This window comes from Chryseobacterium shigense, from assembly GCF_014207845.1.
GTDB lineage: Bacteria > Bacteroidota > Bacteroidia > Flavobacteriales > Weeksellaceae > Chryseobacterium > Chryseobacterium shigense_A.
The window spans coordinates 1,577,221-1,601,662 of the sequence record NZ_JACHLC010000001.1 but is presented as its reverse complement, the minus strand read 5'-3'; the positions used below and the strand labels follow the sequence as shown (position 1 = coordinate 1,601,662).

Annotated in this window: 29 protein-coding genes; 24 read left to right on the top strand and 5 right to left on the bottom strand. The window is 37.6% G+C overall.

Annotated features, from left to right (window positions below):
* Window positions 1–282 precede the first annotated feature (282 nt).
* From HNP36_RS07370 to HNP36_RS07360, 3 genes are all read right to left on the bottom strand, one after another.
* Window positions 283–2,502 carry an NADP-dependent isocitrate dehydrogenase gene (locus HNP36_RS07370; RefSeq protein ID WP_184158921.1) on the bottom strand — a complete coding sequence of 740 codons (2,220 nt, stop codon included), beginning with the start codon at window positions 2,500–2,502 and terminating at the stop codon, window positions 283–285.
* Between the two features lie 105 nt (window positions 2,503–2,607).
* Window positions 2,608–3,717 carry a hypothetical protein gene (locus HNP36_RS07365; protein WP_184158924.1) on the bottom strand — a complete coding sequence of 370 codons (1,110 nt, stop codon included), beginning with the start codon at window positions 3,715–3,717 and terminating at the stop codon, window positions 2,608–2,610.
* A gap of 14 nt (window positions 3,718–3,731) precedes the next feature.
* A complete protein-coding gene (locus HNP36_RS07360) occupies window positions 3,732–4,184 on the bottom strand; it encodes a T9SS type A sorting domain-containing protein (protein WP_184158926.1) in 453 nt (150 codons plus the stop codon).
* Between the two features lie 158 nt (window positions 4,185–4,342).
* Between HNP36_RS07360 and tpx the strand changes: the two genes are divergently transcribed.
* From tpx to HNP36_RS07245, 23 genes are all read left to right on the top strand, one after another.
* Window positions 4,343–4,840, top strand: coding sequence for a thiol peroxidase (gene tpx, locus HNP36_RS07355; RefSeq protein ID WP_184158928.1), 498 nt, complete (start codon window positions 4,343–4,345; stop codon window positions 4,838–4,840).
* An 89-nt stretch (window positions 4,841–4,929) separates the two neighbouring features.
* Window positions 4,930–5,283 (top strand): glyoxalase superfamily protein, encoded by a 354-nt coding sequence (locus tag HNP36_RS07350; RefSeq protein ID WP_184158930.1) that lies wholly within the window; start codon window positions 4,930–4,932, stop codon window positions 5,281–5,283.
* A gap of 16 nt (window positions 5,284–5,299) precedes the next feature.
* Window positions 5,300–5,704: a glyoxalase superfamily protein gene (locus tag HNP36_RS07345; RefSeq protein WP_184158932.1), complete on the top strand. Its 405-nt coding sequence runs from the start codon at window positions 5,300–5,302 to the stop codon at window positions 5,702–5,704.
* Between the two features lie 149 nt (window positions 5,705–5,853).
* Window positions 5,854–7,065, top strand: a complete 1,212-nt coding sequence (locus HNP36_RS07340; protein ID WP_184158934.1) for a DUF763 domain-containing protein — start codon at window positions 5,854–5,856, stop codon at window positions 7,063–7,065.
* Window positions 7,066–7,342: 277 nt separating this feature from the next.
* On the top strand, window positions 7,343–7,933 hold the full coding sequence (locus HNP36_RS07335; RefSeq protein ID WP_184158936.1) for a Crp/Fnr family transcriptional regulator: 591 nt from the start codon (window positions 7,343–7,345) through the stop codon (window positions 7,931–7,933).
* A gap of 78 nt (window positions 7,934–8,011) precedes the next feature.
* The gene (locus HNP36_RS07330; RefSeq protein WP_184158938.1) at window positions 8,012–8,425 is read left to right on the top strand and encodes a VOC family protein; all 414 of its coding nucleotides are present in this window, start codon (window positions 8,012–8,014) and stop codon (window positions 8,423–8,425) included.
* 72 nt (window positions 8,426–8,497) lie between these two features.
* A complete protein-coding gene (locus HNP36_RS07325; protein ID WP_184158940.1) occupies window positions 8,498–8,959 on the top strand; it encodes a hypothetical protein in 462 nt (153 codons plus the stop codon).
* A 178-nt stretch (window positions 8,960–9,137) separates the two neighbouring features.
* Entirely contained in the window at window positions 9,138–9,458 is a 321-nt protein-coding gene (locus tag HNP36_RS07320; protein ID WP_184162189.1) for an SRPBCC family protein, read from the top strand.
* Between the two features lie 20 nt (window positions 9,459–9,478).
* On the top strand, window positions 9,479–10,003 hold the full coding sequence (locus tag HNP36_RS07315) for a DinB family protein (RefSeq protein WP_184158943.1): 525 nt from the start codon (window positions 9,479–9,481) through the stop codon (window positions 10,001–10,003).
* A gap of 3 nt (window positions 10,004–10,006) precedes the next feature.
* On the top strand, window positions 10,007–10,783 hold the full coding sequence (locus tag HNP36_RS07310; RefSeq protein WP_184158945.1) for an alpha/beta fold hydrolase: 777 nt from the start codon (window positions 10,007–10,009) through the stop codon (window positions 10,781–10,783).
* Window positions 10,784–10,865: 82 nt separating this feature from the next.
* The gene (locus tag HNP36_RS07305) at window positions 10,866–11,297 is read left to right on the top strand and encodes a VOC family protein (protein ID WP_184158947.1); all 432 of its coding nucleotides are present in this window, start codon (window positions 10,866–10,868) and stop codon (window positions 11,295–11,297) included.
* A 78-nt stretch (window positions 11,298–11,375) separates the two neighbouring features.
* Entirely contained in the window at window positions 11,376–11,789 is a 414-nt protein-coding gene (locus HNP36_RS07300; protein ID WP_184158949.1) for an SRPBCC family protein, read from the top strand.
* Window positions 11,790–11,824: 35 nt separating this feature from the next.
* On the top strand, window positions 11,825–12,064 hold the full coding sequence (locus tag HNP36_RS07295; RefSeq protein WP_228456285.1) for a DNA-directed RNA polymerase subunit alpha C-terminal domain-containing protein: 240 nt from the start codon (window positions 11,825–11,827) through the stop codon (window positions 12,062–12,064).
* Window positions 12,065–12,152: 88 nt separating this feature from the next.
* Window positions 12,153–13,019 carry a VOC family protein gene (locus HNP36_RS07290; protein ID WP_184158954.1) on the top strand — a complete coding sequence of 289 codons (867 nt, stop codon included), beginning with the start codon at window positions 12,153–12,155 and terminating at the stop codon, window positions 13,017–13,019.
* Window positions 13,020–13,160: 141 nt separating this feature from the next.
* Complete coding sequence (locus tag HNP36_RS07285) at window positions 13,161–13,994, top strand: SDR family oxidoreductase (protein ID WP_184158956.1); 834 nt, start codon at window positions 13,161–13,163, stop codon at window positions 13,992–13,994.
* Window positions 13,995–14,094: 100 nt separating this feature from the next.
* A complete protein-coding gene (locus HNP36_RS07280; protein ID WP_184158959.1) occupies window positions 14,095–14,523 on the top strand; it encodes an SRPBCC domain-containing protein in 429 nt (142 codons plus the stop codon).
* Window positions 14,524–14,545: 22 nt separating this feature from the next.
* The gene (locus HNP36_RS07275) at window positions 14,546–14,980 is read left to right on the top strand and encodes an SRPBCC family protein (protein ID WP_184158961.1); all 435 of its coding nucleotides are present in this window, start codon (window positions 14,546–14,548) and stop codon (window positions 14,978–14,980) included.
* A gap of 124 nt (window positions 14,981–15,104) precedes the next feature.
* A complete protein-coding gene (locus HNP36_RS07270; RefSeq protein ID WP_184158963.1) occupies window positions 15,105–15,563 on the top strand; it encodes a hypothetical protein in 459 nt (152 codons plus the stop codon).
* A 435-nt stretch (window positions 15,564–15,998) separates the two neighbouring features.
* The gene (locus HNP36_RS07265) at window positions 15,999–18,005 is read left to right on the top strand and encodes an alpha/beta hydrolase family protein (protein WP_184158965.1); all 2,007 of its coding nucleotides are present in this window, start codon (window positions 15,999–16,001) and stop codon (window positions 18,003–18,005) included.
* Window positions 18,006–18,283: 278 nt separating this feature from the next.
* Window positions 18,284–18,862, top strand: a complete 579-nt coding sequence (locus HNP36_RS07260) for an RNA polymerase sigma factor (protein WP_228456283.1) — start codon at window positions 18,284–18,286, stop codon at window positions 18,860–18,862.
* A 13-nt stretch (window positions 18,863–18,875) separates the two neighbouring features.
* Window positions 18,876–19,208 (top strand): hypothetical protein, encoded by a 333-nt coding sequence (locus HNP36_RS07255; protein ID WP_184158967.1) that lies wholly within the window; start codon window positions 18,876–18,878, stop codon window positions 19,206–19,208.
* A gap of 90 nt (window positions 19,209–19,298) precedes the next feature.
* Window positions 19,299–19,571, top strand: a complete 273-nt coding sequence (locus HNP36_RS07250; RefSeq protein WP_184158970.1) for a hypothetical protein — start codon at window positions 19,299–19,301, stop codon at window positions 19,569–19,571.
* A 292-nt stretch (window positions 19,572–19,863) separates the two neighbouring features.
* Window positions 19,864–20,511 (top strand): J domain-containing protein, encoded by a 648-nt coding sequence (locus tag HNP36_RS07245; protein ID WP_184158972.1) that lies wholly within the window; start codon window positions 19,864–19,866, stop codon window positions 20,509–20,511.
* Window positions 20,512–20,837: 326 nt separating this feature from the next.
* Here the strand turns inward: HNP36_RS07245 and HNP36_RS07240 are convergent, their stop codons facing one another.
* Window positions 20,838–20,993, bottom strand: coding sequence for a hypothetical protein (locus tag HNP36_RS07240; RefSeq protein ID WP_184158974.1), 156 nt, complete (start codon window positions 20,991–20,993; stop codon window positions 20,838–20,840).
* A gap of 153 nt (window positions 20,994–21,146) precedes the next feature.
* Here HNP36_RS07240 and gcvP point away from each other — a divergent pair, with 153 nt between their 5' ends.
* Window positions 21,147–24,005, top strand: coding sequence for an aminomethyl-transferring glycine dehydrogenase (gcvP, locus tag HNP36_RS07235; RefSeq protein ID WP_184158976.1), 2,859 nt, complete (start codon window positions 21,147–21,149; stop codon window positions 24,003–24,005).
* A 67-nt stretch (window positions 24,006–24,072) separates the two neighbouring features.
* Here the strand turns inward: gcvP and HNP36_RS07230 are convergent, their stop codons facing one another.
* Window positions 24,073–24,237, bottom strand: coding sequence for a hypothetical protein (locus tag HNP36_RS07230; RefSeq protein WP_184158978.1), 165 nt, complete (start codon window positions 24,235–24,237; stop codon window positions 24,073–24,075).
* Window positions 24,238–24,442 lie beyond the last annotated feature (205 nt).

Sequence of the window (24,442 nt, the reverse complement as noted above, 5' to 3'; positions counted from 1 at the left end):
GAACACAAATGGATTCTTTGATTTTATAATTTTGAATGCAATAAATTCATAAAAAATGATGATATGAAAGTTTTGCAAATGTTATCATATTTTTATTCAGCCGGAAACAAATGATGTATCGGATTCGGAATTTCTAACCTGTGAATTGATGATGATCTGGCGTTTCAGCGTATTTCAACTGATGGCTTTAGTCAACACAGGGATCAAAATATGCCTGTACTTATAAAAAACAAAAAAAGTCCCTTAAAAAAGGGACTTTTCAATTTATATCAACTCAGGAAATTAAATTCCGTCAATGATTTCATTTAAAACGGTGCTGGGTCTCATAGCTGCATACGTTTTGTACGTATCAGTTTTATAATAACCGTCAATATCCTGAGGTTTTCCCTGAGCACCAATTAATTCAGCATTAATTACAGCTTCATTTTCCTGCATTGCGGCAGCTACGGGAGCAAAACGGGAGGCAAGTTCAGCATCTGCAGTCTGGTTCGCCAAAGCTTCAGCCCAATACATTGCTAAATAGAAATGAGAACCTCTGTTATCAATCTGACCTACTTTTCTTGCAGGAGATTTATCAGTAGCCAGGAATTTAGCGTTAGCTTCGTCCAGCGTATCAGCTAAAACCTGGGATTTTGTATTTCCCTGCGTCTGAGCCAAATGCTCTAATGAAGCCTGAAGAGCTAAGAATTCACCTAGAGAATCCCATCTTAAATAACCTTCTTCCAGGAATTGTTCAATGTGTTTAGGAGCAGAACCACCGGCACCTGTTTCAAATAAGCCTCCACCGTTCATTAACGGAACAATGGAAAGCATTTTTGCGGAAGTTCCTAATTCAAGAATTGGGAAAAGGTCCGTTAAATAATCTCTCAATACGTTTCCTGAAACAGAGATCGTGTCTTTTCCTTCTCTTGCTCTCTTAAGCGTTTCAGTCATAGCATCTTTTACGTCAAGAATTCTGATGTCAAGACCTGTAGTATCATGATCTTTAAGGTATTTTTCTACTTTTTTGATGATTTCTCTGTCGTGTGCTCTTCCTTTATCCAACCAGAAAATAGCAGGTGTATCAGAAAGTTTTGATCTGTTAACCGCCAATTTCACCCAGTCCTGGATCGGAGCGTCTTTAGTCTGGCACATTCTGAAAATATCTCCAGTCTCTACTTTTTGAGAAAGAAGAACATTTCCTGCTTCGTCCTGAACTTCAATAGTTCCGTCAGCTGATGCCTGGAAAGTCTTGTCATGAGAACCATATTCTTCAGCTTTCTGAGCCATTAAACCTACGTTTGGCACAGAACCCATTGTAGTAGGATCCAGTTTTCCATGAGCTTTCATATCATCAATAACAGCCTGGTAGAAACCTGCATAAGAGCGGTCAGGAATAATACATACGGTATCTTCTTCGTTTCCGTCTTTGTTCCACATTTTACCGCCGCCTCTTACCAAAGCAGCCATAGAAGCATCTACAATAATGTCGGAAGGAACGTGGAAATTAGTAATACCTTTGTCCGAATTTACCATAGCCACTCTTGGTCCGTTAGCTAAAGCAGCTTCAATGTCAGCCTTGATTTCAGCTTCCTGGGCATTTCCTTTGATTTTTTCGAAAAGATCAGCAAGACCGTTATTGGGATTAATGTCTAAAGATTTGAATGTTTCAGCATATTTGGCAAAAACATCTTTGAAATAAGTTTCCACAATGGCTCCGAAGATAATAGGATCAGAGATTTTCATCATCGTAGCTTTAAGGTGGGCGGAAAGAAGTACGTTTCTGTTTTTAGCCTCATCAATAGCCTGCTGAACAAATGCTTTCAATGATTTTAAATTCATTACAGAAGAATCAATCACTTCTCCGGCCTGAAGACCCGCGAAATCTTTCAGTAAAGTTTCGGCGCCATCATTACCTTTGAATATAATTTTGAATTTTGCAGCGTTTTCTACAGTGGTTGAAGTTTCAGTTCCGTAGAAATCTCCTCCATCCATGTGAGCAACGTCTGTTTTACTGTCTGAAGCCCAGTCACCCATTTTATGAGGGTTGGCTTTTGCATAGTTTTTAACGGCTTTTGGAGCACGTCTGTCAGAATTTCCTTCTCTTAATACAGGGTTTACCGCACTTCCCAGAACTTTTGCATATTTGGCTTTGATTGCTTTTTCCTCATCACTCTTAGGTTCTGCAGGATAATTAGGAACTGCAAATCCTTTAGACTGTAATTCAGCGATGGCTTCGTCCAACTGAGGGGCTGAAGCTGAAATATTCGGTAATTTGATAATGTTTGCATCCGGTTGGGTTGCCAATTGACCTAATTCAGCCAATGCATCACCAATTTTCTGGTCATCTTTCAAAAACTCAGGGAAATTGGCTAAAATTCTTCCAGCCAAAGAAATATCAGGAACTGCAATTTCAATGTTTGCTGATTTTGTAAAAGCTTTTACAATAGGTAAAAACGAGTGTGTTGCCAACATTGGAGCCTCATCCGTAAGAGTGTAATAGATTTTTGATTTGTCTGACATTATACTGTGTATTTATTATTTGATTTTTTAGATTCACAAATTTACTAAATATGATTGTTTTATGAAGTTATTTTGCATAAAAAAAGAGGTCTGTGCCTCTTTAATCTATATTTGTGTAATTGTATAAGTTCCGGTAGCGTCAAAATTAATATTAAATTCAATTTTGAAATTTTTTGGAGCTGAAGTAAGATTGGGAATCAAAATAGGCGTACCATTAATATCAAAGTTTCCGTCGCTCAGGTTATCTCCTAGAACTTCAGTACTTGTGGATCCTCCGGGAGAAAGGCTGATTGTGAATCCTGTGAAATTTGATGAAGTTACACCGGTGAGATTAAAAGAAAATTTTCCTGTTGCCTGATTATAGCTTAATGGAGAAACAACTGCAGCACCGGAACCATTGGTATTTAAGCTGATACCCGGGCTGAAATTAAATGTTTTTACAGGGTTCCCTATAAAGTTCGTGATTTCTATCTTATAAAATCCATTGGAAGAAATATTATAAACACTTCCGTTGGGAACCAGGTTAGTTTGACCGTCTGAACCATAATTTTGTGCACTGGCATTCTGTGCAGCAATGAACCTGATCTGTGTATTTGCCGGTAAATATTTATATCCTATCCTGCTTCCGTCATTTCGCATCAAGTCTGCTGAAGTGGCAGTGAAATTATTATAACTTCCGTACATATATAAATTAGCTGGTAATTGAGTGCTGGAGCTAGAACTCACAGGTAAATTCAATGTTCCTGAATCATTTACGTTTAATGTGTAATTAGTACCATTCGGAGAAACCAAAGTAATTCCCTGACCAGCCCCTGTAACAACGGTTTTGCTTACCTGGGCATAAGGAACACTCATCAGTTGATTGACTCCCACATTTGTGTAATTTGAACCTCCTTGAGGATCCATTTCAACCTTTACAAATTTTGAATTGGTGCCCCAGTTGATACTCCCGAAATTCCCGGTAGAAGGCGTTCCCTGTCCGATATTAAGGTTAACCAATCCTTTGGCATTGGTTGTTTTGTTATGAGTTTCAGTATATAAAACAGTTCCCGTAGCAGTATTCTCTAAAATGCTTACTTTTAAAGATACATTTCCGTTGGCAATTGGCACCCCCGAAGCGTTAAATGCAATAGTCTGGTAGCTGAAAGCCTGAGGAACCTGTGCGCTTAACAATATTGCTGTAAATAAGCTTAATGCAGCGTAGAATTTTTTCATGTTTAAATGTTTTTTTAAGGTTTTTTAATGATTTTAATAGGCTTGATATCCGGATTTTTGAATGAAACCATATAAATTCCGGCATTCAGGCTGCGCAGATCCAGCTTTCCATTGTCCAGCTTAACTGTTAAAACAAGTCTTCCGGCTGTGTCATATATTTCAGCTTCTTCAATTTTGGAACTTGAACTCAAAGTGATATGAACAAAATCAGTGGTAGGGTTCGGATAGATTTTAATGTGGTCTTTTTCAAGTTCTTTAACACCCAGAACCTGTAAAACAGTTTGATAGAGCATTCCCATTGTCCCTGAATTAGCCTGGTCAGGGTCTGTTGGGATTACATAAATTTCTCCTACAGAATGTGTGAAATTGGTTTCAGAAACTGCCCCGGAATTAATATTGCCGATCACAGACTGGGCGAAACCAAAAACAGGCACTCCAAAAAGAAGCAGAGTAATTTTTTTTCGCATAAATGTTATTTTTTGGATTGCGAATATAATTAAAATTTGAATCTGAAAAGTTAATTTTAGAAATAGGGACTTTTATTTTCACTTTAAGAATTATTTAACCTTTATTTGGGCGAAAAATTTCCTATTTTGAGTAAATTTGAAAAACTAAAAAATAGATTATGTCAAATATCACATTAAAAGGAAACGCAGTAAACACAATAGGTACTTTGCCGTCAGTAGGAACTACAATCAAAGATTTTGCTCTGGTAGATTCAGGATTAAACGTGAAAACGCTTGAAAGCTTTGAAGGAAAGAAAAAAGTATTCAATATTTTTCCAAGTATTGACACGCCTACCTGTGCCTCTTCAGCAAGAAAATTCAATGAAGAAGCTTCCAATCTGGATAATACGGTTGTAATCAACGTTTCTAAGGATCTGCCTTTTGCCTTAACAAGATTCTGTGCAGCTGAAGGATTGAACAATGTGGAAACCCTTTCTGATTTCAGAAGCAGCTTTGGGGATGATTATGAAGTAACGATTACTGACTCTCCGCTGAAAGGACTTTTAAGCCGTGCTGTGATTGTAACAGATGCTGATAATAAAGTGGTTTATACAGAACAGGTTTCTGAAATTGCAGATGAGCCTGATTATGAAGCAGCTCTTTCCGCATTAAAATAAAGATCTGAAATAAAATTTGAATAAAAAGCCTTGTGAGAGTTGTATCCGCAAGGCTTTTTAGGCCGTAAGAATTTCTAAATATAATTTCAATGATAAAGAGAATTGTCGCGAACATAAAGGCCGAAGACCTGTCAAAGGCAGATCATTTTTATCAGGATATTCTGGGTCTTGAGATTTTAATGGATCATGGCTGGATTAAAACCTTCGGGAATAATGAACAGGCAAGAGTTCAGGTAAGTTTTGCCACGCAGGGTGGAGACAATACGGAAGTTCCCTTACTTTCAATAGAGGTAGATAATGCAGATGAACTCTATGAAAAAATAAAGCAGGAAGATTTCGAGATCACTTATGAAATTACCGATGAAGATTGGGGTGTCCGAAGATTTTTTGTAAAAGATCCGTTTGGAAATCTGATCAATATACTTGAACATAAACAGGATTAATTAAAACAATAGAAATATGAAAGCAGAGCAGGTAATTCCTATCCTTAGAATTTTCGATTACAGGAAAACCATTGAGTTTTATGTAGACTGGCTGGGTTTTGAAATTGAATGGGGAGACCAGCCGGAAGATAGCGCTCCTCTTTATATGGAAATAAAAAAAGGGAATATTGTTTTTCATTTAAGCGAACATCATGGAGACGGAACTCCGGGAACAAGAATTTTTATCTGGGGCGAAGGTGTTGCGGAATACCATAAAGAACTGATAGATAAACAATATAAATACAATTACCCAGGCCTGGAAAAAACATTTTATGATGCTGTAGCTTTTACAGTATACGATCCTTTCGGGAATAAAATTATTTTCAATGAAAAATTTGACGAAGAAAAACATAAGCATTTAGAATTTTATGTGCCCCAATAACTTTAAGGATGGGTAATATAATCAGGTTAGTATTAGAAATGTCATGCTGAGCTTGTCGAAGCATCTATTAGATAAATTAACTAAAATATTCATAGTGAGGCTAGTGTAAAAATTAGTGTCATTTGTGTTTAAAAAATTACCTTTATATCATGAAACGTTCAGGAACTGCAGATTTACCCTTACACTACGGAAAAGTACCGCCGTGGCTGTATGAACGTATGTCCGTACTCGGGCTTTCCATTATTCAAGTGATCCTGATGGATTATGGAAAAGATGAAGTTCTCAGAAGACTTGCAGATCCGTTCTGGTTTCAGAGTTTTGGTGCCGTGATGGGTATGGACTGGCATTCTTCAGGAATTACAACTTCCGTAATGGGTGCTTTGAAACGTTCCATCAACCCTAATTCAAAATCATTGGGTCTTTATATCTGTGGCGGAAAAGGAAAATTCTCCAGGGATACTCCTTCAGAACTGATTCAGATTGCAGATAAAACAGGTTTGAATGGTCATGAGCTGGTAAAAGCCAGTAAACTTTCTGCTAAAGTAGATAATACTGCTATCCAGGATGGGTATCAGTTGTACCTGCATAATTTTATTCTGGCAGACAATGGAAGCTGGAGTGTAGTACAGCAGGGAATGCATGAATCCGATGGTACTGCAAGACGTTATCACTGGCATTCAGAAAAAATCAGATCATTTATTGAAGAGCCCCACACGGGAATCAACGGAATTTCAAGAGGAAGAATTCTTAATCTCACGGATGCTGATGCCTCAGAAAACAGGAAAGGAATTCTGGATATTTCACATACCGATTCCATTGATGTCATGAAAGATTTTTCAAGGTTAATTCTTCCTGCTCATCATGATGTACAGGCTTCAGATGTTGACCTGAAACGTCTCGGAGCACTTTTGTATGTAACCCGTGAACAACAGCCCCAAAATTTTGAAGATCTTTTGATGCTTGAAGGGGTAGGGCCAAGAACCATGCAGTCTTTAGCTTTGGTAAGTGAAGTGATTCACGGAGCGCCTTCGCGGTTTGCAGATCCGGCAAGATTTTCTTTCGCCCATGGGGGAAAAGACGGTCACCCGTTTCCGGTTCCAACCAAAACCTACGATGAAAGCATCAGCATTCTCAGAAAAGGAATTGAAAAGTCTAAGCTCGGAAATTCCGATAAACTCAATACTTTGAATAAGCTGCACCAGATTGTCGCAGATACTGAAAAAGATTTTACCCCTGATTTCGATATCCAACAGGTAATAGAAGAAGAAAGGCAGAACTCATGGCGCTTTGGAGGAAAAACCGTCTTTGGAGATGCAAAACCACCTGGAAATCCCAAACCGATCCAGCTTTCCCTATTCTGATATGAAACTATAAGAGCCTGATTCTTTCAAGTCATAAAGTATTATAACCTCTACTTTTGAATAGATGGTAATTCCCCTCCTCCGGAGGGGTGGCAAATCAAAGATTTGACGGGGTGGTTCAAACAACACTGTTTAACTATTTAGAAAAAATAAAAACAACCATAAATAATATACTTAAATAAGAATTTCTTAGAGTATTATATCAATTTGTTTAATTTTTTTTATCCGGGATTCAATTAAAAATTATATTTTTAAAGCCTTAAAAAACACGTATTCAATGAACAGTAAAGCCTTGGAAATCTGTTATGATTTCCCTTTTTTCCTCGATGAAGAGCTTGATGAAATATTTCAGGCTCACGAAAAAGTATCCTTTCAGAAAGGAGATATTATTCTTGAAGAAGGAAAAACAGCTAATGAATACTATATTCTGGAGAAAGGCCTGGCTCGTTCATATGTTAATGATTTTAGCGGAAATGAAGTAACTACCCATTTCTTTGCAGATAACGAGATCATTATTGAAGTTTTGTCACTTTTTCAGAGAATTCCGTCCCAGGAAAATATTGTCTGCATTACGGACTGTGAATGCTGGAGATTTGATTTTGAAACATTTCAGGAACTGTTCCACAAAATACCCAATCTCAGAGAATGGGGAAGAGCCTGGATGTCAAAAGAGCTTTTTGCCTACAAACAGCGTTCCGTAGAAATGTTTACCCTTTCCGCTACTAAGCGTTACCTTAACCTTTTGGAGCAGAAATCACAGGTTGTGCAATTTGCCCCTCTCAAACAGATTGCTTCCTATCTTGGGGTTACAGATACTTCTTTGAGCCGTATCCGTAAAGAAATTGTTTCTCATCCGAAGAAAAATTAAATCTTGTCCTATGGCAAGTTGATTTTCGCAAAGGCTTGGTAATTTTGGTTAAAAGTTTAACACAAAATAATTACAATTATGAAAGCCAATCAAATTTACGTCAACCTTCCGGTAAAGAATGTACAGAAAACAAAAGAATTCTGGACCAAACTGGGATTTTCAATCAATGAACAGTTTTCAGATGATAAAGCAACCTGCGTAGTGATGAAAGAAGACAGCATCTACGTGATGTTTCTTACAGAAGAATATTTCCAGACCTTTTCCGAAAGACCGGTTCCGAAAGGAGATACCACACAGGTTCTTGTTGCCATTGGTCTGAACAGCCGCGAAGAAGTGGATCAGGTAGTAAATACCGCTCTTGCAAACGGAGCTTCGCAACATGAAGATCCTCAGGACTACGGATGGATGTACCAGAATTCTTTCTGGGATATAGACGGGCACGGCTGGAATATTACATTTGCGGATATTTCCCAGATGCCTGCGGAATTCTAATTGCTTATTTCCTGTAATAAAATCTGCCTTATCTGTAATATCAACAACAGATAAGAATAAAAATCTACAGTCATGGAAACAAAATCAAACGATATTGAGATCGTGAAAGTTCAGGTATTCAGTAACTATAAGGTTATTTCAATGAATATCGAAGGTATTACCCATGAAGAATCGATGGTCTTTCCGAACGGTGAAGCCAATTGTATGAACTGGATTCTGGGACATCTCATCTACATAAGAAATGCATTTCTGAATACGCTAGGTGAAGAATCTGTCTGGGATAACGAAAAATTTTCCTGCTACAACAGAGGCGCACTTCCACTGGAAAGAAAAGATGAACTGGTTACTTTTGAAGAGTTAAAATCTTACCTGCAGCAATCTCAGGATAAACTGGAAGCAAAACTGATAACCATCGAAAGTTTTAACCCCGAAACGATTAATGACATAGCTATATTTTGTCTCCACGAAATTTATCACAGCGGGCAGCTGGGCTATCTCAGAAGAATTTTAGGAAAACCAGGAGCCATAAAATAGTGTTGAATACAGTTTGATTAACAATCAGCCAAAGAAAAAAATATTTAAAATCTAAAAAATGGAAAACTCCTTCTCTATTCTCCATGATCTGGAAGTTGATGATACACTGGAAAATGTATTCCGGATGGTTTCCGTTCCCGAGTTTCTTAATGAGTGGTGAACCCATTATTCTAAGGGCATTCCGGAACTTAATTCAGAGTATATCTTTGAATTTTCTAAAGAATATATCTGGAAAGGTAAAATTTCAAAATTCAACCCTCCTTATGAAATTGAATTTCTCATGACGGATGCAGATGCAGACTGGCTGGGAACAAAAGTTGGCTTTACTTTAAAGGGAGAAGGAAACGGTACTGAGATAAGCTTCTATCACACAGGTTGGAAATCTGCCAACGGGCATTTTAGGCAAAGCTCTTTCTGCTGGGCCTTATATTTAAGGATTTTAAGGAAGTTTGCAGAAGAAGGGCTTCACGTTCCTTATTCAGAAAGATATCATTTTTAAAACAACTAAAAAATCAAAAAATGGACACACCAAAATCAAAAAAAATAGAGCTTGTTATTCCGGCTTACAGGATGCATTCCCAAAGTTTTCTCAATGCTTTGGAAGGAATCTCGGAAGAAGACGCTCTGAAAAGAATCGACGGGAAAACCAATCATATTGCCTGGATGGCAGGAAACTTTGTGAATATGCGCTATGGCTTGGGCTGGGTTTTAGGCCTCAGAGAAGAAGATCCTTACAGCGACCTTTTCTTTCAGGGAAAAGCACTGGATGAAAACTACAATTATCCAGGTCTTGAAGAGCTTAAAAAAAACTTTCATGACATTTCTTCAAAAGTTTACCGGAAACTTTTAGAAGTTACTGATGAGGAACTGGATGAAATTTTTGAAATCGGAATGAATATCCCTTTCGTCCGTGAAACCAAACTCAATTTCGCAGGAATGTGCATTGGCCGTGAAGATTATTTATGCGGACAGATCGGCTTGATGAGAAGAATCCTTGACTATCCTGGAATGAAATATGACGTTGATGAAAATCTAAAATATTAACTGATGGAACCTAAGGAAAAAGGCTACAAGCATGTCAACGGAATCCGGATGTATTATGAAATCTACGGTTCCGGAAAACCTTTGGTACTGGTTCATGGCGGAGGATCTTCAATCTTATTTGATTTTAAAGAGATCATTTCCAGACTTGAAAGCCGGTTTCAGTTAATAGGAATTGATCTGCAAAATCACGGAATGACAGATCACCGTGATATCCCCGAAACCTTTGAACAGGACGCTCATGACGTAGCTGCCCTCTTAAAAGAACTTCATACTGAAAAAGCTTCATTCTGGGGTTTCAGCAACGGTGGAAACACAGTAATGCAGATCGCTCATCTTTATCCTGAAATAACAGAAAAGATTATCGTTGCATCCTCATTTTATAAAAGAGCAGGAATGATGGACGGTTTCTTTGAAAGTATGGCAGAAGCCACATTAGATTCAATGCCCGAACCTCTTAAAATCAATTTTCTTAACCTGAACCCTGATTTTTCAAAGCTCGAAAACATGTTTGATAAAGACAGTAAAAGGATGCAGACCTTTGAAGACTGGGACGGAAAAGTTTTAACATCAATAAAAGCTCCTGCACTGTTCATAACCGGAGACAAAGATGTAATGAAACCTGAACATGCTGTAGAAATGTGGCGTCTGGTTCCCGGATCCCAGCTAATGATCCTTCCGGCAACCCACGGCTCCTATATGATGGCTGATTTTGGAGGAAATACAGATAAGAATCTGATAGACCTGACAGTGAATGAAGCCGTTAAATTTTTAAACCATTAAGATGAAAGTGCTATTCTTTTAATGATTCAATTTAAAATAAAGCATACACTAAATTAATAACAACATTTAAAAACAAGAAATCATGGCAAAATTAAATCCATACCTGAATTTTGACGGAAAAGCAGAAGAAGCTTTCAATTTTTACAAATCAGTTTTCGGAGGAGAATTCCTCGGTGAAATTCACAAAATGGGTAACGCTCCCGGAACCGAAAATTTATCAGATGAAGAGAAAAACAGGGTAATGCATATTGCTTTGCCTATCGGGAATGATCTTCTTATGGCTTCAGATATTGTTCCCGCTTTCGGACAGACCCTCAACGTGGGAAATAATAACTATGTATCCATTTTCCCGGAATCAAAGGAAGAAGCAGACAGGCTTTTCAAAGGTCTTTCTGAAGGCGGAAACATAGAAATGCCCATTGAAGACCAGTTCTGGGGAGATTATTTCGGAAGCTTCCAGGATAAATACGGTGTTCATTGGATGGTGAACTATAACGAAGAATATACAAAATAATCTTATATTTAACTAAATTATTCAAGGGCGGTCCTACCCCGGGCTGCCTTTTCACCTAAACATTTAAAAAGTAAAACTATGGATCCGATTAAAATAGATATCACCATTTTAGCTCCGGTAGAAAAAGTCTGGAATTATTTTAATGAACCCAAACATATCACAAAATGGAATTTTGCCCATGAATCCTGGCAGTGCCCCAGCTCAGAAAATGATTTAAGAGTCGGAGGAAAATTCAAAACCAGAATGGAAGCAAAAGATAAAAGTTTCGGTTTCGATTTTGAAGGATTTTATGATGAGGTAGTCCCGAATTCAGTCATTAAATACCATATGGAAGACGGCCGTAAAGTTGAGGTCATTTTTGATAAGATTGACGAAAACACCACGAAGGTTACCGAAATTTTCGACCCTGAAACACAGAATTCCGTGGAAATGCAGCGGGACGGCTGGTATGCTATCCTGAACAACTTTCACAAATATGTTGAAAACCATTAAAATACTCATTTTTAGTCATGATAAATCTGGTTATAATGGCAAAATCCTTAGTCTCTATTTGTGCTGTTAATCATGTCATCAAGAACAGCAATTTCCTGTCCGGGATTATTGCATTACCGGCCAGAAGAGCTTTGGAAAGAGAAAAAATTGATTCTCTTGAAAAACTTTCGGACTATTCCGAGGAAGAGATCATGAAGCTTCATGGTTTCGGAAGGAATGCCATGCAGAAACTGAAAGATCATATGAAAGAACACCGGGTTTCTTTCAAAAACTGACTGTTACACTACCAGAAATCTCATCATTACTGATATATTTGCAAGTCATGATGAACAAAACTATATTTTCACCCCTAAATTGAATAGTATGAATAACGATATTTTTCCCTGTCTATGGTTTGATACAGAATCAAAAGAAGCCGCAGAATTTTATTGCGAAGTCTTTGACGGGAAAGTTACTGCAGATACACCTGTTGTAATGAACATTGACCTGTTCGGGCAGAAACTGATGCTGCTGAACGGAGGTCCCCATTTTAAGACCAATCCCTCTATTTCCTTTATGGTGATCTGTAACACCGAAGATGAGGTACAAAAATACTGGGACAAATTAACAGAAGGCGGAATTGTCCTTATGGCCCTGGATTCTTATTCATGGAGCAAAAAATACGGATGGGTACAGGATAAATACGGAGTTACCTGGCAGCTGTTTTTAGGAGACAAACCCGAATCCCAGAGAATTATTCCTACCATGATGTTCATCCATCAGAATAACGGAAAAGCTATGGAAGCTATGAAATTTTATACCAAAACTTTCCCCAATTCCAGTATTGGAAATATCCTGAAATATGGTGATGGAGGAGAAGGACATTCCATACCCGAACCTGCCGAAAATATACAGCACGCCCATTTTACCATTGATGGATACAGTTTCTTCTGTATGGATAATTCCTACGATCATCAGTTCGATTTCAATGAAGGAATTTCCATAGTCATTATGACAGATGACCAGCAGCAGACCGATCATCTATGGGACACACTTACTTCTGAAGGCGGAAGAGAAAGCATGTGCGGCTGGCTGAAAGACAGATATGGAGTAAGCTGGCAGATTGTTCCGAAAAGACTCATCCAGCTGATGAATGATCCTGATCAGGCAAAAAGCCGGAAAGCAGTACAGGCAATGATGAAAATGCAGAAGATTATTATAAAAGACCTGGAAGAAGCTTATAATTCTTAAAATTTAAGGCTAAATAGCAGACTTGCTAAAAGACAAATTTGATTTTTAGTCTTTTAGCAATCTTGCCTTTTTACCCTTTCCCATTTTTTTACTGACTATTTCGGCTTGCTGTTTGATGGAGTTTAGGGAAAAGATTTGCTTATGAAAACACAGAACAAGTCAAAATCTAAATCGAAAGTCCCTGAGGAAGGGCTTTTTCCTGAGATTATCCGTAAAGATTACCAGGGAAGCCGGAAACTTCTTGGAAAAAAAGCTGTTATTTCAGGTGGAGACAGCGGAATAGGACAGGCCGTAGCAGTTCACTTTGCGAGAGAAGGAGCTGACATTGCAATTATTTATAAAGAAAGCGATGATGATGCTGAAGAAACCAAAAAACTGATTGAGAATGAAGGCCGGCAATGTATTCTTATAAAAGGTGATCTTACTAAAAAAGCATTCAGGACAAAATGTGCGGATAAGGTAAAAAAAGAATGGAATAATCTGGATATTCTCGTCAATAATGCCGGAATTCATACCTCAAAAAGCAGTCTTGAAAAAATTTCAGATAAGCAGATTCAGGAAACTTTTAATACCAACATTATTTCCATGATTTCGTTCACAAGAGATTTTTTACCTTTAATAGGGGAAGGAGGCCGGATCATCTGTACCACCTCAGTTACGGCATACAGGGGAAGTGATCATCTGATTGATTATGCAGCCACTAAAGGCGCCATTTTATCTTTCATACGATCACTTTCAACCAATCTTGCCGAAAAGAAAATCCTGGTTAACGGAGTTGCTCCCGGTCCCATATGGACGCCGCTTGTGAAAGAAACCTTTGATGATCTTTCAACATTCGGAAAAGATACTCCTCTGAAACGGGCAGGGCAGCCGTCAGAAGTTGCTCCCGCTTATGTTTTCCTTGCCTCCAGGGATGCAGATTATATCACCGGAGAAGTAATTCACATCAACGGAGGAGACTTTGTAGGAGGATAAGAGAGAAATTGGAAGTCAGAAAAGCGTACATTTGAAATATGTCGTACAAATAAAAAACTAACCTCTAATTTCTAACAATTTAACATCTAAATAAAAAACAATGCAGAAACTATTTTTTGAAATCCAGATTGATGCACCTCCTGAAAAAGTCTGGGATGTGCTTTGGAGCGATATCACTTACAGGCAATGGACAACGGCATTTACAGAAGGCTCTTTTTATCTGGGTAGTTTTGAAGAAGGAAGTATTATAAAATTCTTTGATCCGAACAATAATGGGATGTACAGCCGTATTGAAAAAAACATACCCCATAAAGAAATGAAATTCCTGCATCTCGGGGAAATCTATGACGGGGTGGAACAAGAGCAGGCTTGGGGTGAAGCAACAGAAGCCTATATTTTACAGGAAACAGAAACCGGAACAATATTGAAAATTGAAATAAATACCCCTGAAGAATTTCAGAGCTTTTTTGAAGAAAAATTCCCGACAGCTTTGGGTATTGTGAAAAACCTTTCGGAAAATCAATTATAAAGACAAAACAAATAAAATAAATATGGAAACCTTATCTTACGAAACGGAAATCAATGCATCACAACAAAAAGTCTGGGATGTTCTGTGGAACAATTATCCTGAATGGACGAAGTTCTTCGGCAACGGATCCGAAATGAAAACCGATTGGAAAGTAGGAGGAAAAACCTATTTCCTGAGCGTAGAAGGCGGAGGAATGGTGTCAACCATCGATAGTATTGATGAACCTAACCAGATTATCTTCAAACATTTGGGAATGGTAGATAAAGAAGGCAATGAAGACACACAAAGTAAAGAAGTAATGGAATGGAGCGGTTCTTTTGAAAAATACATTCTTATTGATCTGGATGGAAAAACCAAACTTCACGTAGAAGTGCAGGTGGAAAAAGAATGGAAAGATGATATCGACAGCGGATTTAAACAAGGGCTGGAAGTAGTGAAAAACCTTTCTGAAAAATAGCCAAATTCCCTGTTATAAAAAGAAAAACCACATAGATTAAAACTATGTGGTTTTTTATGAATGTATTGTACTCAATATTGCGAAATTTATTTTATCTTTTAAGTACAGTAAATAAAAATAAAAAATGAAATTATTAACGATCCTTTTTGCAGTATTCATGCTTGCTTTGGTAGGAACTTATGTATTTCAGGGAAAGCCGGACTATTTATTTTCAGGAAATTTGGGAATGGCTGTGTTTATTATCTTCACAGGATTCTCCCATTTTAAATTTCAGACAGGAATGGCCATGATGATTCCTGATTTTGTTCCCGGTAAAATGTTCTGGGTATATTGTACGGGAATTCTTGAGATTGCTGCCGGAATTGGTTTAATGATCCCTTCTATAAGAGAGATTACAGCTATACTGCTTATTGTTTTTTATGTTTTGGTATTTATTGCCAACATTAATTCTTCAAAGAAAAATATCAATATTTTCAAAGCAGATTATACAGGTCCCGGAATGAAATACCTTTACCTGGAAAGAATACCCATGCAGATTATTCTTATAGTCTGGACCTGGTATTTCGGAATTTATCTGAATTAAAGGACAGATTTTATTATTTTAAATTAATCCATTTTTTCTAAAAAAAAGAGATAGAAATTATGTTATAGTTTATCATTAAAATAGTAAATACTAGTGTTTTCTGTCTTTTTTACTTACCACAGATTTCGCTGATTTACACAGATGATTGCGCATAATTTTAACAATTTCTATAAAGCCCATCAAAAACATCTGTGTAAATCAGCGAAATCTGTGGTTAAAAAGTCTAATATCTCCTTTTGAAATGAAAAGCATTCCAAGTTTTCTCATGATAATTATGTCAATACTTATAAATTAATATATAAATACCCTTGAATTATTTATAAAAACATTCATAATTAATGTAACATTTTGAAGATGAGATTGTCCTATTATATATAAGGTTTTAATTAACTTAAGATCCTGTGACAAATAATTTAACCATCCAAAATATGAATTATGAATTTCAATACTAAAATTTTTGGTGCGGCTCAAATCGTACTCTCAGCAATTATGATCAATGCACAGACCTCAACGGCCAAGCTGCCGGGCGACCCTACGCTTCCATCCACTAAAGCAAATCTTGAAAAACTGATCTCTTACGACAAAGGAAACTTTAAATACAAAGTAGAAGATTATTTTGCAAGGCCTAATGCTTCCCAGTTTAAAATATCTCCCGACGGGCAGTATCTTTCCTACAAAGAAAAAGATAAGGACAAAAAGAACCATGTTTATGTAAAAGAGCTGAAAACAGGAAAAATTACCAAAGCCATCGTTGAAAAAGATGATCTCATCAAGAGTTATGGCTGGCTTGGCAACAAACGCCTGTTCTTTACCCAGGATAAAGGCGGAAATGAAAATATCCACCTGTATGCAGCAGATATTGACGGGAAAAATCTTAAAGACCTTACTCCTTTTGACGGAATTACACTGGGAACCGTAAAGCTGATAAAAGATACCGATTTTGTTGTGGTAACTATGAATAAAAACAACAAACAGATCTTTGAACCTTATAAAATCAATTTCAATACAGGAGAAATGACCCAGCTGTATGAAAATAAAGACGTAAACAGTCCTATTGATGATTATATCTTTGATAAAGACGGTAATCTCAGAGGATATTCGGTTCTTGAAAATGGTCTCACAACCAAAACCTATTATAAAGATCTGCAGACAGGAAAATTCAACCTCCTGAAATCCACGGACTGGAAGGACACGTTTTATATCATAACGCTTAACGATAATTCTAAAAATAAGGACGAAGCCTATGTCGTTACCAATCTGGACAGTGATAAATCCAGAATTGTTCTTTACGACCTGAAGAAAAACGCAGTAATCAGGGAAGTATATTCCAATCCTGTATTTGATGTCAACTCCATAAGCGTAGCCGGCAAAAACAGAAATTACGAGCTTGATTACATCAGCTATGACGGTATTAAAAATGAAACCGTTCCTGTAAGCCAATTTTATAAGGATGTTGATGATAAGCTGAAATCTGAATTTAAGTACAAACAGTTTTCCATTGTTTCTTCAGACGACAATAACGACAAGCTGCTGGTTTACGTAGGAAGCGACAAACTGTACGGAGCCTACTACGAATATGATACAAAAAGCAAAAAAATAAGCCTTCTTTACAACCTGATGCCTCAGCTGAAAGAAGAAGACATGGCAGAAATGAGACCTATTGAATTCAAAAGCAGGGACGGGCTTACCATTCACGGATACATCACCCTTCCCAAAGCAGCTCTTGAAGGTAAAAAGGTTCCTCTTATCGTTAACCCTCACGGTGGTCCGCAGGGAATCCGGGATCAGTGGGGATTCAATCCGGAAACGCAGCTTTTTGCCAGCAGAGGATATGCAACGCTCCAGGTCAACTTCAGGATTTCCGGAGGCTATGGAAAAGAATTCCAGAAAGCAGGATACAAGCAGATCGGAAGAAAAGCAATGGATGATGTGGAAGATGGAGTAAAATATGCCATTGAACAAGGCTGGATAGATAAAGATAAAATTGCCATTTACGGAGGAAGCCACGGTGGTTACGCTACTCTGATGGGGCTTATCAAAACTCCGGACCTATATGCATGCGGTGTAGATTACGTAGGGGTATCCAACATCTTTACTTTCTTCGATTCTTTCCCTGAATACTGGAAACCTTATAAAGAAATGGTAAAGCAGATCTGGTATGATCTTGATAATCCTGAAGAAGCAAAAACAGCCAAAGAAGTTTCACCGGTCTTCCAGATTGATAAGATCAGGAAACCTTTGTTTGTAGTGCAGGGCGCCAACGACCCGAGAGTTAACATCAATGAATCAGACCAGATTGTAAAAGCAATGCGCGCAAAAGGATTTGAAGTTCCTTATCTTGTAAAGTATGATGAAGGCCATGGATTCGGAAAAGAGCCGAACAGACTGGAATTGTATAAATATATGCTGGGCTTTTTCGCAGAAAACTTCAATAAGAAATAAATAACATTTTATATGACAGAAACGGGAAGTATAGTGCTTCCCGTTTTTTTATTAGACATTAGACATTAGACATTAGACATAAGATTACATAAAGATCTGAAATTGATATGTATAGAACTGTTTAGAATAGACTTTCAATACTTCCATCTCCCATCCTCCATCTTTCTGCTAAAAAATCTTCTTTCCCGAAACCCGCATCAAATAACAAAAAATCCACCAGTCAATAATTTTTTTTAAATTTATTAAAGTAAAACCAAAGGACAGATCGTCATAGCAATATGGAGGTTGTCGAAGAAATAACAATGCCACAGGAGGAGAAAGCAAGTATCATCTCACAAACCGTTTCAAAGTACGGAGGGAAGCTGATGTCCTATATTCGTCCGAAAGTGAAAAACACAGAAGATGCAGAAGATATTCTGCAGGAAGTGTGGTTTCAGTTCAGTAGTCTGACCAATCTTTCCGAGATTGTGAATGTAGGCGGCTGGCTGTACAGGGTAACAGCAAATAAGATTACAGACCGTTACCGTAAAAAGAAAACCGAAAATCTTGAAGATTTTGTATATGAAGATGATGACGGCAGTTTTTCCATCAAGGATATTCTGTTGCTGGATGAAAGTGCAGGACCTGAAGTGAAAATGTTCCAGGATGAGATATGGAAAAAGCTTTTCGAGGCATTGGATGAACTCCCTGAAAAACAAAGGCTGGTTTACGTAGAAAACGAACTGAATGACAAGACACTGCAGGAAATTGCAGATGAACAGGGAGAAAATATCAAGACCATTATCAGCAGGAAAAATTATGCTGTGAAGCATTTAAGAAACAGGCTGAGAAAATTATATGAAGATTTAAATAGTTAGTAAAGAAGAAATTATGAATTATAAACACAAAAAAGGCTGGATTTTTTTATTATTATGTCCGCCGCTTATTCTCGCAGCCGTTACATTTATTGTGATGTGGCTCTGGAATTGCCTGCTTCCTGGGATTCTGGGTGTGAAGGCCATTACATTCTGGCAGGCGATGGGAATATTAATTTTAAGTAAGATCCTTTTCGGGGGCTTTCATTTCGGAAAAGGGATGAGAGACTTCAAAGAGAGAAAAATGAGACAGAAAATGGCCGAACTTTCTCCCGAAGAACGTGAAAAATTTAAAGAAGTCTGGAGAGACAGATGTTCAGGAGGATTCTTCAACAAAAACAACGGATAATTTAAAAATTTTAAGAAGTAGTAAAGTAAAATTGAAATTCATCCGTCTATATAAAAAACAAAAAGTAGTAAAATTTAAAATTTTGAAAAAATGAAAAATTCAGCATTAAAAGGAGCTCTTGGAGCATTGGCAGTAGTAGGAGTAGCATTGGCTGCTAAAAAAATTGCACAAAGAAAAAGATTTATGAAAGGTATTTTCAGTGAATATGGAATTAAAGAAAGATCACCTTTCGGTCTTGCAGATAAAATCAGGGAAATGGACGAAGAACAGTATCAGGAACTGAAAGGGAAATTCAAAAAAGAATTCGCTTCAAGATGCTGCAAAAGAAACCATACTGCGGAAGCAGAAGCAGTAAATAACTAAATTGAAATTGTTAATTCCGGCGCGGGAAGCTCTGCTTCCCGCGCCGGAATCTTTTCATACTGTCATTGCGAGGAGCGAAGCGACAAAGCAATCTCAAGTGGTGGCTTCGAGAGCCTCAGCCACCGGAAAGTACAACCTCACGAACATAAGAAATAGCATATCATAGACTATTATTTGTAGGATAGATGACTGAGGTTCCCGAAGCCACCGCAGCAACTATCTTCAAATAGAACCACATTTTATCCCATAGAACAATGATAAAAAAAATAAATCCTTATTTTTGCGTAGCTCAATGAAAGATTACTACTATTTTCTCGGGATTTCTCCGGATGCTTCAGAAGAAGACATCAAAAAAGCCTATAGAAAATTATCTTTAAAATACCATCCGGACAAAAATGATAATGATGATTTCTTTGCCGGGCGTTTCCGCGAAATTCAGGAAGCTTATGAAATATTGAGTGATGCGGGAAAAAGGCGTACTTATGATCAGAATTTAGAAAACCATCAGAAAAGCTTCAGATATAATATTCCACCATCCATTAAAACTTTTACTTCGAATAAAATTCATGCTAAAAAAGGAGAGGAGATTATCATTAACTGGCAGACAAGCAATGCCGATGTGGTGAAAATACTGCCTTTTGGCCTGGAAAAACCTTTTGGGGAAAGAATCTTTAAGATTACAGAATTTAAGGACGGGAAATTCCAGCTTTTGCTTCATGCAACCAATTCACTGCTTCACAAAACAGCCGTGCAGGGAATTACGATTACAGAAGTTTTTGAGAATGATGGTGCCCAGTTCAAGAACAGTGTGGAAGAAATGTTCAAGCCTCAACCCAGAACACGGATCAACAAATCCGGTCAGCCAAAGATCATGATGCTGATCTGGGGAATTCTTATTCTCGCTGTTGCAATGTATTTTTTAGTGAAAAACTTTGGCTAGTTTAAGCCATCTTTTTTCTTCCCGGACATTTTTTGCATCTTTTTCCCTTCTTGAATTTCTTACAGCAGGATTTCTTCTCGCAGAACATATCTTCATTGTTGAATGCATATACAGGAGATAAAGGCGGTACTTTAAAAGGAGTAATCATATTCATGTTACAAATATATTAATTTAGAATAAATATAATTAATAAATTTTCATAAATGTTACAATACCTGTGTATTAACATATTTACAGAAGATTAAGCCTCTAATTTTGGACCTGAAATACAGATTTTTTTAAAGATAATTTTACTGAAAACAGAATCCGGAATTAAAATTTCAGACTTATCCGGGATAGGTTTGGAACTTAACATACCAGAATGAAAGCGTAGAAGAATTTTCAGATCCGAAGCTTCGTTTGGATAAATTATGCAGGTAAATTATAATTTGTACGGTTACATTCAACGAAACAAAATACGGGGAGAGGATAAGTCCGTCCATTAAATTTTATGCAATAGAATAGATTATCTGTCATTTTTCTTAATATCAATATAAGTTTTCACTATAGTTTCGGCAATTTGAAGCTCTTGTATAGTCGTTTAAAAAATTGTAATTTTACGAATCTTTTTTACAAACAAAATCTAATAAATAAAAATGAATACAGAACAGTTTGTGAGCCGTCACATTTCCCTTAACGAAGCCGACAGACAGGCAATGTTGGAAAAATTGGGCGTTTCAAGTATTGAAGAACTAATTTCTCAGACCATTCCTTCTTCTATCCGTTTAGAGAAAGATCTTGAGATCTCTGCACCGCTTTCAGAATATGAAATGCTGAACCATTCTAAAGAGCTGGCATCGAAGAATACTGATTATACAAGCTATATCGGTTTTGGATACCACAATACACTTTTGCCATCAGCTATTCAGAGAAATATCTTCGAAAATCCCAGCTGGTATACAGCCTATACCCCTTATCAGGCGGAAATTGCACAGGGAAGACTGGAAGCCCTTCTTAATTTCCAGACTGTAGTGTGCGACCTTACGGGCTTTGAACTGGCTAATGCTTCTCTTTTAGATGAATCTACTGCTGCTGCAGAAGCTATGCATATGTTCTTTAACAACAGAACCAAGGACCAGAAGAAAGCTGATGCGAACAAATTCTTTATTTCAGATCTTGTTTTACCTCAGACAGTTTCTGTTTTAAAAACAAAAGCTGAAGGTTTAGGTATTGAAATCGTGGAAGGAGACCATAAAACCCACCAGTTTGATGGCACCTATTATGGCGTTTTATTACAGTATCCGGGCAAGAACGGGATCGTTCTGGACTATACAGAGGATATTGCAGAATATAAAAAATTAGACCTGCAGGTAGTTGTAGCCTGTGATCCGATGGCTTTGGTTAAATTGAAATCACCGGCTTCCATGGGAGCTGACTGTGCGGTAGGAACTTCACAGAGATTTGGTATCCCATTAGGTTACGGAGGTCCTCACGCAGCATTTTTCTCTTGCAGGGAAGATTATAAGAGAGATATTCCGGGAAGAATTATCGGGGTTTCTCAGGATATGTACGGAAAACGTGCATTGAGAATGGCACTTCAGACCAGAGAGCAGCACATTAAAAGAGAAAGAGCAACTTCCAATATCTGTACGGCACAGGTACTTCTTGCTGTAATGGCGGGGATGTATGCTGTTTACCACGGACCAAAAGGATTAAATTATATTGCTGACCAGATCCACTTTAAAGCAAACGCTTTGAAAAACGGCCTTAGTGCATTAGGATACCAGGTGGTGGAAGAACCTATCTTCGATACGGTGAAAATCACAATGAGCGAAGACGAAAAAGGAAGATTAATGAGAATGATGCTTGATCATAGGCTGAATCTGAACTATTTCACAGAAGGAATCGTAAGCATTGCGATCAACGAAAGTACTACATTGGAGAAGCTGAATTATTTAATGGCTTCTTTCGCTCAGTTTAAAGATAAGCAGACATTCAAATTAGAAATTAAAGAAGGATACAGCATTCCTGAAGAATTGTTGAGAAAAGACGAAATTCTTACGGAGCAGGTATTCAACAAATATCATACAGAAACAGAACTGATGCGTTACATCAAACGTCTTGAAAGAAAAGACCTGTCTTTAACGCACTCAATGATTTCTCTTGGATCTTGTACCATGAAGCTGAACGCAGCCACTCAGATGCTTCCGCTATCATGGGCAGATTGGGGAAGTGTTCATCCGTTTGTACCGGTAGACCAGGCCGGAGGTTACCAGGAAATGATCAAAGAGCTTGAAAAAGATCTTGCTGAGATCACAGGTTTTGCTGGAACTTCACTACAGCCGAATTCCGGAGCACAGGGCGAGTATGCAGGATTAATGGTAATCAGAGAATATCATATTTCAAGAGGTGAAGGCCACAGAAATGTAGTATTGATCCCTCAGTCTGCACACGGAACAAACCCGGCTTCCGCAGCAATGGCAGGAATGAAGATAGTTGTCGTTAAAAATCTTGAAAACGGAGAAATTGATTTTGAAGATTTAAAAGCCAAAACAGAACAGAATTCTGAAAACCTATCTTGTGTAATGATCACTTATCCGTCAACTTACGGATTCTTTGATGCCAATATTAAAGAAATTACAAGTCTGATCCACGAACACGGCGGACAGGTATATATGGATGGTGCAAACATGAACGCTCAGGTTGGATTTACAAGTCCGGGAAACATTGGAGCAGACGTTTGCCACCTGAACTTACACAAAACTTTTGCTATCCCTCACGGAGGCGGAGGCCCTGGAGTAGGTCCGATCTGTGTGGCTAAACACCTGGTTCCTTTCCTTCCTTCCAATGCCAATATCAGAATCGGGGCTAAAGAAGCTATTGACGGTATTTCTGCAGCACCTTACGGTTCAGGACTGATCCTGAACATTTCTTATTCTTACATTAAAATGTTAGGAACAGAAGGATTGAAAAAAGCAACAGGACATGCAATCATGAATGCTAATTACCTTAAAGAGATTTTAGCAGAGCATTTCCCTATCTTATATTCAAATGAGAGTGGAAGAGTAGCCCATGAGTGTATCGTAGATTTCCGTCAGTTCAAATCATTGGGAATTGAAGTGGCTGATGTAGCAAAAAGATTAATGGACTATGGATTCCATGCACCAACAGTTTCTTTCCCTGTGGCAGGAACATTGATGATAGAGCCTACAGAATCTGAAAGCAAGTCTGAAATTGACCGTTTTGCAGAAGCATTAATCTCAATCAAAAAAGAAATTGATGAGATTGCCAACGGTGAGGCAGATCAGGCCAATAACGTCCTTAAAAATGCGCCTCACACAGAACAATTGGTCATCTCTGATTCTTGGGATAAACCATACAGCAGAGAAAAGGCCGCTTATCCGCTGGAGTGGGTAAGAGAACACAAATTCTTTGCTTCTGTTTCAAGAGTGGATGAAGCATATGGAGACAGAAACTTGGTATGTACCTGTGAGCCGATTGAAGCTTATATGTAATCAGAATTTATAACTAAAAACACCCGTTTGGATTCCAAACGGGTGTTTTTTATTGTTTTCCATACTGTTATCTTCTTCGATAGCTGTATGCTACGAGAAGTGCTATAGCCATGGTAGCAAAAGTTACCATTGAAACTGTTTTAATTGATACTTCGCTGTCTTTTGCCTGTGATGTATTATCATACTTATCACATGAAGACAAAGATACTACTGTCATTAGCAGACAGCCCAAGAGTAATTTTTTAATCATATAGATGTATTTGTTTGGTTTTAAGTATTTTATGAGCAAAAAGGATACCGAATAATCTATATGAAAAAAAATCTATATGTTATAAATAAGAAATGCTTAAGATAATAGGTGAGCCTGCATTGGCGAAAATAAATTTGGAATTAATAAAAGTAATGGTAAAAGACAGTTTTGATTGTCACTCTTCATT

What these genes read in the sequence shown, in the direction of transcription:
- HNP36_RS07330 (WP_184158938.1), top strand. Translation starts at nt 8,012, where the DNA reads ATGAAAGCCAATCAAATTTACGTCAACCTTCCGGTAAAGAATGTACAG.
- HNP36_RS07290 (WP_184158954.1), top strand. Translation starts at nt 12,153, where the DNA reads ATGAATAACGATATTTTTCCCTGTCTATGGTTTGATACAGAATCAAAA.
- HNP36_RS07360 (WP_184158926.1), bottom strand. Translation starts at nt 4,184, where the DNA reads ATGCGAAAAAAAATTACTCTGCTTCTTTTTGGAGTGCCTGTTTTTGGT.
- HNP36_RS07325 (WP_184158940.1), top strand. Translation starts at nt 8,498, where the DNA reads ATGGAAACAAAATCAAACGATATTGAGATCGTGAAAGTTCAGGTATTC.
- HNP36_RS07305 (WP_184158947.1), top strand. Translation starts at nt 10,866, where the DNA reads ATGGCAAAATTAAATCCATACCTGAATTTTGACGGAAAAGCAGAAGAA.
- HNP36_RS07295 (WP_228456285.1), top strand. Translation starts at nt 11,825, where the DNA reads ATGGCAAAATCCTTAGTCTCTATTTGTGCTGTTAATCATGTCATCAAG.
- HNP36_RS07285 (WP_184158956.1), top strand. Translation starts at nt 13,161, where the DNA reads ATGAAAACACAGAACAAGTCAAAATCTAAATCGAAAGTCCCTGAGGAA.
- HNP36_RS07335 (WP_184158936.1), top strand. Translation starts at nt 7,343, where the DNA reads ATGAACAGTAAAGCCTTGGAAATCTGTTATGATTTCCCTTTTTTCCTC.
- HNP36_RS07340 (WP_184158934.1), top strand. Translation starts at nt 5,854, where the DNA reads ATGAAACGTTCAGGAACTGCAGATTTACCCTTACACTACGGAAAAGTA.
- HNP36_RS07240 (WP_184158974.1), bottom strand. Translation starts at nt 20,993, where the DNA reads ATGGACGGACTTATCCTCTCCCCGTATTTTGTTTCGTTGAATGTAACC.
- HNP36_RS07270 (WP_184158963.1), top strand. Translation starts at nt 15,105, where the DNA reads ATGAAATTATTAACGATCCTTTTTGCAGTATTCATGCTTGCTTTGGTA.
- HNP36_RS07300 (WP_184158949.1), top strand. Translation starts at nt 11,376, where the DNA reads ATGGATCCGATTAAAATAGATATCACCATTTTAGCTCCGGTAGAAAAA.
- HNP36_RS07275 (WP_184158961.1), top strand. Translation starts at nt 14,546, where the DNA reads ATGGAAACCTTATCTTACGAAACGGAAATCAATGCATCACAACAAAAA.
- gcvP (WP_184158976.1), top strand. Translation starts at nt 21,147, where the DNA reads ATGAATACAGAACAGTTTGTGAGCCGTCACATTTCCCTTAACGAAGCC.
- HNP36_RS07260 (WP_228456283.1), top strand. Translation starts at nt 18,284, where the DNA reads ATGGAGGTTGTCGAAGAAATAACAATGCCACAGGAGGAGAAAGCAAGT.
- HNP36_RS07245 (WP_184158972.1), top strand. Translation starts at nt 19,864, where the DNA reads ATGAAAGATTACTACTATTTTCTCGGGATTTCTCCGGATGCTTCAGAA.
- HNP36_RS07370 (WP_184158921.1), bottom strand. Translation starts at nt 2,502, where the DNA reads ATGTCAGACAAATCAAAAATCTATTACACTCTTACGGATGAGGCTCCA.
- HNP36_RS07255 (WP_184158967.1), top strand. Translation starts at nt 18,876, where the DNA reads ATGAATTATAAACACAAAAAAGGCTGGATTTTTTTATTATTATGTCCG.
- HNP36_RS07365 (WP_184158924.1), bottom strand. Translation starts at nt 3,717, where the DNA reads ATGAAAAAATTCTACGCTGCATTAAGCTTATTTACAGCAATATTGTTA.
- HNP36_RS07250 (WP_184158970.1), top strand. Translation starts at nt 19,299, where the DNA reads ATGAAAAATTCAGCATTAAAAGGAGCTCTTGGAGCATTGGCAGTAGTA.
- HNP36_RS07350 (WP_184158930.1), top strand. Translation starts at nt 4,930, where the DNA reads ATGATAAAGAGAATTGTCGCGAACATAAAGGCCGAAGACCTGTCAAAG.
- tpx (WP_184158928.1), top strand. Translation starts at nt 4,343, where the DNA reads ATGTCAAATATCACATTAAAAGGAAACGCAGTAAACACAATAGGTACT.
- HNP36_RS07265 (WP_184158965.1), top strand. Translation starts at nt 15,999, where the DNA reads ATGAATTTCAATACTAAAATTTTTGGTGCGGCTCAAATCGTACTCTCA.
- HNP36_RS07315 (WP_184158943.1), top strand. Translation starts at nt 9,479, where the DNA reads ATGGACACACCAAAATCAAAAAAAATAGAGCTTGTTATTCCGGCTTAC.
- HNP36_RS07310 (WP_184158945.1), top strand. Translation starts at nt 10,007, where the DNA reads ATGGAACCTAAGGAAAAAGGCTACAAGCATGTCAACGGAATCCGGATG.
- HNP36_RS07280 (WP_184158959.1), top strand. Translation starts at nt 14,095, where the DNA reads ATGCAGAAACTATTTTTTGAAATCCAGATTGATGCACCTCCTGAAAAA.
- HNP36_RS07345 (WP_184158932.1), top strand. Translation starts at nt 5,300, where the DNA reads ATGAAAGCAGAGCAGGTAATTCCTATCCTTAGAATTTTCGATTACAGG.